The 6,586-nt window shown below is 58.9% G+C and carries 8 protein-coding genes; 6 read left to right on the top strand and 2 right to left on the bottom strand.

Annotated features, from left to right (window positions below):
* Positions 1–812 (top strand): hypothetical protein (locus ACTHND_RS05540; RefSeq protein WP_440176572.1); only part of this gene is annotated, 812 nt, incomplete at its 5' end.
* On the opposite strand, the gene ACTHND_RS05535 is transcribed toward ACTHND_RS05540, so the two are convergent.
* Both ACTHND_RS05535 and ACTHND_RS05530 read right to left on the bottom strand, forming a co-directional pair.
* A complete protein-coding gene (locus tag ACTHND_RS05535) occupies positions 809–2,137 on the bottom strand; it encodes a dihydroorotase (protein ID WP_440176570.1) in 1,329 nt (442 codons plus the stop codon). The two genes, ACTHND_RS05540 and ACTHND_RS05535, sit on opposite strands and share 4 nt — an antisense overlap.
* 68 nt (positions 2,138–2,205) lie before the next feature.
* Positions 2,206–3,165, bottom strand: a complete 960-nt coding sequence (locus tag ACTHND_RS05530; protein WP_440176568.1) for a glycosyltransferase family 9 protein — start codon at positions 3,163–3,165, stop codon at positions 2,206–2,208.
* 42 nt (positions 3,166–3,207) lie between these two features.
* Between ACTHND_RS05530 and ygfZ the strand changes: the two genes are divergently transcribed.
* Genes ygfZ through ACTHND_RS05505 form a run of 5 tightly spaced genes read left to right on the top strand, consistent with a single transcriptional unit; the run spans position 3,208 to position 6,457 of the window.
* Positions 3,208–4,056 (top strand): CAF17-like 4Fe-4S cluster assembly/insertion protein YgfZ, encoded by an 849-nt coding sequence (gene ygfZ / locus ACTHND_RS05525; RefSeq protein WP_440176566.1) that lies wholly within the window; start codon positions 3,208–3,210, stop codon positions 4,054–4,056.
* Positions 4,043–4,633 (top strand): DNA-3-methyladenine glycosylase I, encoded by a 591-nt coding sequence (locus tag ACTHND_RS05520; RefSeq protein WP_440176564.1) that lies wholly within the window; start codon positions 4,043–4,045, stop codon positions 4,631–4,633. Before ygfZ ends, ACTHND_RS05520 begins: the two co-directional genes overlap by 14 nt.
* Positions 4,572–5,189 carry a DUF805 domain-containing protein gene (locus ACTHND_RS05515; protein WP_440176562.1) on the top strand — a complete coding sequence of 206 codons (618 nt, stop codon included), beginning with the start codon at positions 4,572–4,574 and terminating at the stop codon, positions 5,187–5,189. Before ACTHND_RS05520 ends, ACTHND_RS05515 begins: the two co-directional genes overlap by 62 nt.
* Before the next feature lie 22 nt (positions 5,190–5,211).
* Positions 5,212–5,805, top strand: coding sequence for a DUF805 domain-containing protein (locus ACTHND_RS05510; protein ID WP_440176560.1), 594 nt, complete (start codon positions 5,212–5,214; stop codon positions 5,803–5,805).
* 46 nt (positions 5,806–5,851) lie between these two features.
* Positions 5,852–6,457, top strand: coding sequence for a ribonuclease HII (locus tag ACTHND_RS05505; RefSeq protein ID WP_440176558.1), 606 nt, complete (start codon positions 5,852–5,854; stop codon positions 6,455–6,457).
* Positions 6,458–6,586: the final 129 nt, after the last annotated feature.

The following is a 6,586-nucleotide window of genomic DNA, read 5'->3' as shown; positions in this document are numbered from 1 at the left end:
CCGTTTTTCCCTTGATGCTTCTGGGTGGCTGCGATCTCTTGACTAAACCAGAGGCCGGTCCCGCCTACGCCATCCCTGCCCCCACGGCAAAAGGCGAGGTCCAGCTATATCCGGCCACAGATCCGAAGGCGACGCGGCCCTCCGTCCAGGTCCGCGCCGGCGATTGCGGCAAGGAAACATGCGAGGTTCTGAAGGGGAAAAAATGGCAACCTTTGATAAAGGCTGACGTTGCCGCCCTCCCCTATCTCTCGGTCATGATGCCTACCGGCTCGGTCTACAGCCCCGATCTTTGGCGACCGGTTGGCACGACCGGCCGTTATGTGCTGGTCAGCCCCGCCGGTTTCGATGGCATCCAGCGCGGCCTGTTCGACGGCCTGCGCATCGGCGTGCAGGATGCCACCTTCGCCACCTATTTCACCGCCTATTCGGTTGAAAATGCCGCCACCCTCAAGGCGCTGGGCCTGTGTACCCGTGACATGGCGGTCGATTCCGGCGATCCGCTCAAGGCCAGTTGCGCGCAAAAGGTTGGTAACGACCGCTATGTCCTGCCGGTCAATGGCGAGGTCGTCATCGCCGGAGACAAGGCCTGGCTGCTGCAACGTCGCCCGGACCGTTCGGCCAATCTCGTAGACCTGTTCGCCCTGCCGCGCAGCGCACCTATATGCCTGCCGGGCCTGATCATAGATACAGACGGCAAATGGATGGGCTCGCCCGACAAGGCCTTGTCACCCGATCTGTTCATCTCCCGCGCCCGCCCTTCGCCGGAATACGAGGCGCACAAGGCGCAATTGCTGAAGGCGTGCCCCGCTTAAAGCGATTCCATAAAGCGACAGGATTCGCCCAGTGACGGCCGCACGATCTCGTCATCACGCATGACCACCTTGCCGCGGATGATCGTCGCCTTGGGCCAGCCGGTGACTTCAAGACCATCAAACGGCGTCCAGCCCGAGCGCGTACGCATGTCGGCATGACGCAACACCCGCCTGTGGTTCAGGTCAACCAGGGTGACGTCGCCATCATAGCCCTCGGCCATGCGTCCCTTGCCGGCCACGCCGAAGACGCGCTGAGCGCCCGCCGAGGTCAGGTCGACCAGCCGCTCCAGCGACATCCGGCCGTGCGCCACATGGTTCAGCATCACCGGCAGCAGGGTCTGGACGCCCGGCATCCCCGACGGCGAGGCCGGATAGGGCTTGGCCTTTTCTTCCAGGGTGTGCGGCGCGTGATCGGACCCCAGCACGTCGGCAATGCCGCCGTTGATGCCATGCCACAGGCCATCGACATGATACTGGTCGCGGATCGGCGGATTCATCTGGGCCAGGCCCTTCAGACGCTCATAGGCTTCCGGCGCCACCAGGGTCAGGTGCTGCGGCGTGATCTCAACGGTGGCTATATCCTTGTTTTCTGATAGGAAATCGATCTCTTCCTTAGTGGTCACATGAAGAACGTGGATGCGCTTGCCTGCCTCGCGCGCCAGACGGACCAGGCGATGGGTCGACTGGATGGCCGACTGGGCGTCGCGGACGAAATCGTGGCTCGTCCAGTCACCTTCGCGCGCCAGAGGCCGGCGTTCGGCCAGCCGGTATTCGTCCTCGGAATGGAAAGTGGCGCGGCGGTTGACATTGGCCAGCACCTTGGCCACGCCCTCGTCATCGGCGATCAGCAGCGTGCCGGTCGAGGCCCCCATGAACACCTTGACGCCGCAGCAGCCCTTCAAGCGCTCCAGTTCACCCAGTTCATGAACATTTTCATGTGTGCCGCCGACATAGAAGGCATAATCGCAGTGCATCCGGTGATGGGCGCGCTGCAATTTGTCGGCAAAGGCTTCGGCATTGGTGGTCGTCGGGTTGGTATTGGGCATCTCGAAGACCGCCACGACCCCGCCCATGACCGCAGCCTGGGAGCCGGTCTCCAGGTCTTCCTTCCATTCCAGGCCAGGCTCGCGGAAATGGACCTGAGTATCGATCACCCCCGGCATGGCCAGCAGGCCGGTGGCGTCGAAAATCTCACCGGCCGACGCCTGAGACAGGTCGCCGAAGGCCGCGAACTTGCCAGCCGTAATGCCGATATCGCCCTTGCCCCGCCCGGCATGATTGATGATATCGGCATTGCGGATGATCAGATCGAAATTACGAGGCATGGCGGTGGTCCTTTAGTCAAATCAGTGGGCGGACAGTAGACCTCGGATACCGTCAAGTGAAGCGAAACTTAACCCGCCATCTCTCTTTCGATCACGGCCGCCACATGATCGATCGTCAGGTCGAGCATATGGCAGACATTCTGCTTCAGCTTTGGATCAACAATCTGGATATCCGCCAACGAGCGCGGCCCGCGAATGACCAGCACATGGCCGCCGATCGGGGCTTCGGCTTCATCCGAAGGCCCAAACAGGCCGAAGGTCGGGATGCCAGCGGCCGCGGCCAGGTGCAGCCACAGCTCGTCATTGCCGACGAACAGGACGGCTTGTCGCAAGGCGGCATAGGCATTGACTTCGGTGACGTCCCCGCCGATCTCCATCACCTGGGCGCGCGGCGTCGCCATGCGCAGGGCCTGCAAGGTGTCACGCTCGGCCTCGGAGCCGATAATCAGCAGACGATGGCTGGCGAAGGGGCCCTCCTCACGCATCAGACGCGTCGCCAATACGGCAAACCGCTCCGTCGGCCAGCGCCTTCCAAGCCAACCGGCACCCGGCGCCATAACGATCAGCGGTCCGGTTTCGCGGCCACTATCGATCAGGGTGCGCGTTTGCGCTTCGCGGCGCGGCGATACGCGTAAAGCCGGCATGATTTCCAGCGGATCGAGCCTGAGCTTGGCAGCGATCTGCTCCAGCACGCCGGCGCTGTCATTCGGATTGAGCGTAAAGCGCGTTTTCGCCTTCATCATGCGCGAAATCAGGGTGGGGCCGATATCGACGCACAGCCCCCATTTGCGCCGGCTAAGTTCGCTCAGGCCGTGCAGCGACTTCAGCTTAAATAAGGCGCCGTCAAAGGCTTGTAACTCGTCGATCAAGTCGTCATCTTGGAACAGAACCGCCGAGGTTTGCGTTGTCGCCAGCGTGATCCGGGCATGGGGAATTTCCGTTTTCAGGCGCGCGATGAGACCACTCAGGGCCAGGGCCTTGGACGGTTCGCACAGGGCCAGAAAAAGAATCGGAAATTCACCTGTCATGAGCCATACTTAATTCCTGAGACGATCATAACAAGACCCATCATGACCACAGCTTACGTTACCGCCCTTCCCCACCGTGCCCTGATTGCCGTCTCCGGCCCGGACTGGGCGAGGTTTCTCAAAGGGCTCTGTACCGCCCATATCGACAATATCGTCGAGGAAACGGCCAGGGGCGAATTTCATAGGCTGCATTACGGGGCTTTTTTGCGGCCCCAGGGCAAGATGATCTGTGATGTTCTGCTGCATGCCGTCTCTGCCGACGAAATCTGGCTGGACGTGCCGCTATCCGAGCGCGATGACCTGCTGGCGAAACTCAACATGTACAGGCTGCGCGCCAAGGTGACGATCACAGCGCTCGATCATCCGGTCTACGTGGCTTGGAATGGCCGCCCGGAAGGCTTCATGCGTGATCCGCGCTTTGGCGAAAAGGTCGGCATGTCCTACGGCTTGCAAGGTTCCAATGCCTCGGCCGAAGACTGGAGAGGCTTTCGTCTCACCACAGGCATCGCCGATCCTGGCCTCGATTTTGGGGCGGATGAACTTTACCCTATTGACGCAAATTTCGATCTGCTGGATGCGATAGATTTTCATAAAGGCTGTTACGTCGGGCAGGAACTGACATCACGCATGAAGCGACGCGGCCAGATCAAGAACCGTATCATGCCGTTTAACTGCGACGGCCAATTGACCAAGGGAGCTGAAATCCTGATTGGCGAACGCAAGATCGGCGAGGTTATCGCGTCCAACGAAACCTCCGGCATCGGACTAATGCGTCTGGATCGTCTGGAAGACGTAAATGCGACAAGTGACGGCATTTCTCTTGAACTGTACCTGACAAATTGGCTGGCTGGTCAATTTCCTTTTCCCGGAGCAGACGATGAGTATTGGTGAACGCTGCCGCTGCCCCTGGCCCAAGACCGATCCGCTTTACTGCGCCTATCATGACGAGGAATGGGGCGTGCCGGAATATGACCCGCGCGCCTTGTGGGAAAAGCTGGTGCTCGATGGCTTCCAGGCGGGATTGTCATGGATCACCATCCTGCGCAAACGCGATGCTTTTCGTGCGGCCTTCGCCGGTTTCGATCCTGAAAAGGTGGCGCGCTTCGGAGACGCCGATATCGAGCGCCTGATGAACGATCCCGGCATTGTGCGATCGCGGGCCAAGATCGTTTCGGCTATCGAAAGTGCCCGGATCACGCTCGACCTGCGTGAAAAAGGCACAAATTTCACCGACTTTATCTGGGCCATTCAGGATCACAAACCGATCACCAACCACTATGACTGGGGCGAAATTCCGACCGAAACCAAAACCTCACAGGAACTGGCCAAGCTGTTGAAAAGCAAGGGTTACAAGTTCTGCGGCCCCGTCATCGTCTATGCCTTCATGCAGGCGGTCGGCATGGTCAATGACCATACAACGGCGTGTTTTCGTCACGCCGAGATTGCGAACATGGGAAAAACGCGATAGCCTCAACTCAGATTATCCGGGGGACGCTATGGAACTGATGTTTCAACCACTAAAGCGCTATGTCGATTTCAACGGCCGCTCCCGCCGCACCGAATACTGGTTGTGGTTTCTGTTCCAGATGATCGCCAGCCTGGTGTTCAGCATCCTCAAATCCGCGATTGGCAACACGGCTGAACTGCTTAATTTCCTTTTTTCGCTGGCCATCCTTCTTCCGACCCTGGCCGTGGGCGTGCGCCGCTTTCATGACATCAACCGTACGGGCTGGTGGATCGTCTTCCCGCTGGCCGTCCTGATCGTCGCGCTGATTGTCTTCTTTTCAGTCAGCGGCGGGGCCTTCATCAACAACTTGAAGTCCTTTTCGGATATTGGTCCTAATCCCACACCGGACCAGGCCATGGCCATGATGACAGCCCTGGCTCCCATGTGGTGGGTCTTTTTAGCCTGGTTCGCGGCTTCGCTCGTTACATTCGTTTTCAATGTAATGGACGGCACGCCGGGCCCGAACCGTTTTGGCCCCGATCCCAAGGGTCGCGGCGGCGATACGAGTGTATTCTGATCGATCGATAATGGGGGTTTCGATGTCCAATGTGCCTTTGATTTTCCAGCCGCTTGTTAAATATGTCGATTTCCAGGGCCGTGCCCGGCGATCGGAATTCTGGCTGTGGGTACTTTTCCGTATTGCCCTTGGCATGGTGATGGGCACCGTAATGACCAGCGTCATGTTCACAGGCATGAACTTCCAGAACCCGGATCCTTCGCAATTCATGGGTCGCTATTTCTCGGTCATGCCCGTACTCCAGCTCGTGAACCTGGGTTTGCTGCTGCCCAGCATTGCGGTGGCCGTGCGGCGCCTGCATGACATCAACCGTACCGGCTGGTGGTATATTATGCCCATCGTCGTCGCGTTTATTGGCATGATCCTGTTTTTCATCTTCTTCGGCACGCAGATATTCACCCTGATCGGCAACAATGGCAACATGACCGACCAGCAATCCATGCAGTTCTTTTTCAGCATGTTTGGCTCGTTTTTCCTTTGCCTGGTCCTGCCGCTGCTGGTCGCCGAAATCGTCATGTTCGTCTTCTATGTCACAGACGGCACCCCGACGACCAACCGCTTTGGTCCCGATCCCAAGGGCCGCGGCGTTCAGGCTACCCCCGAAAGCGTATTTTGATTGAAGCCAGCGAGACAACGGCCACAAATCGCGGTAAGAGCGATTCATGGCCGATCTCAGCTTTGAATCCACCTTTGCCGGGCTTATCTGCGGCGTTGATGAAGCCGGGCGCGGCCCGTGCGCCGGCCCGCTATGCGTGGCCGCCGTCATTCTCGATCCGGCCAATATTCCCGAAGGCATAGACGATTCCAAGGCCCTGACCGAAAAGCGTCGCTTCGAACTGGAACCGCTGATCAAGGAAGCGGCCGTCTGCTGGTCGGTGATCACTATGACGGTCGAGGAAATCGACTGCCTGAATATCCTGGCGGCCACCATGGAAGGCATGAAGCGCGCGGTCGAGGCGCTCACCCCTTGCGCCGAACATGCCCTGATCGACGGTAACCGCTGCCCGAAACTGGCCATTCCCTCTACGCCATTGGTTGGCGGTGACTCCCGTTCGCTGTCCATTGCCGCCGCCTCGATCCTGGCCAAAACAGCGCGCGACCGTATTATGATCGAGATGGATATCGTCTACCCCGTCTATGGCTTCAAAAAACACAAGGGCTACCAGGCGGAAAGCCATCTGGAGGCTTTGCGACGGCACGGCCCCTCCCCGATCCACCGCACAAGCTGGGCGACAATTCGTGAACTAAGCTGGGGCGAGAGCGCCTGATCCGCGCAAAAAGTGAGTCTTTTCGGACTCACTCCCAAAAAAGCGAATCGGCCGATTCGCCAGTATGGTTAATTTAACCAGCCATTAACCGCGAAACGATTCTAGTCATTGGATTCAGGGACTTATACC

This window comes from Asticcacaulis sp. (genome assembly GCF_051954415.1).
Lineage (GTDB): Bacteria > Pseudomonadota > Alphaproteobacteria > Caulobacterales > Caulobacteraceae > Asticcacaulis.
Note: the sequence above shows the minus strand (reverse complement) of the source record. Positions and strands in the feature narration are given on the sequence as shown.

Coding starts and splice junctions, on each gene's coding strand:
- ACTHND_RS05515 (WP_440176562.1), top strand. CDS start 4,572: ATGACCATACAACGGCGTGTTTTCGTCACGCCGAGATTGCGAACATGG.
- ACTHND_RS05520 (WP_440176564.1), top strand. CDS start 4,043: ATGAGTATTGGTGAACGCTGCCGCTGCCCCTGGCCCAAGACCGATCCG.
- ACTHND_RS05535 (WP_440176570.1), bottom strand. CDS start 2,137: ATGCCTCGTAATTTCGATCTGATCATCCGCAATGCCGATATCATCAAT.
- ACTHND_RS05505 (WP_440176558.1), top strand. CDS start 5,852: ATGGCCGATCTCAGCTTTGAATCCACCTTTGCCGGGCTTATCTGCGGC.
- ACTHND_RS05510 (WP_440176560.1), top strand. CDS start 5,212: ATGTCCAATGTGCCTTTGATTTTCCAGCCGCTTGTTAAATATGTCGAT.
- ygfZ (WP_440176566.1), top strand. CDS start 3,208: ATGACCACAGCTTACGTTACCGCCCTTCCCCACCGTGCCCTGATTGCC.
- ACTHND_RS05530 (WP_440176568.1), bottom strand. CDS start 3,165: ATGACAGGTGAATTTCCGATTCTTTTTCTGGCCCTGTGCGAACCGTCC.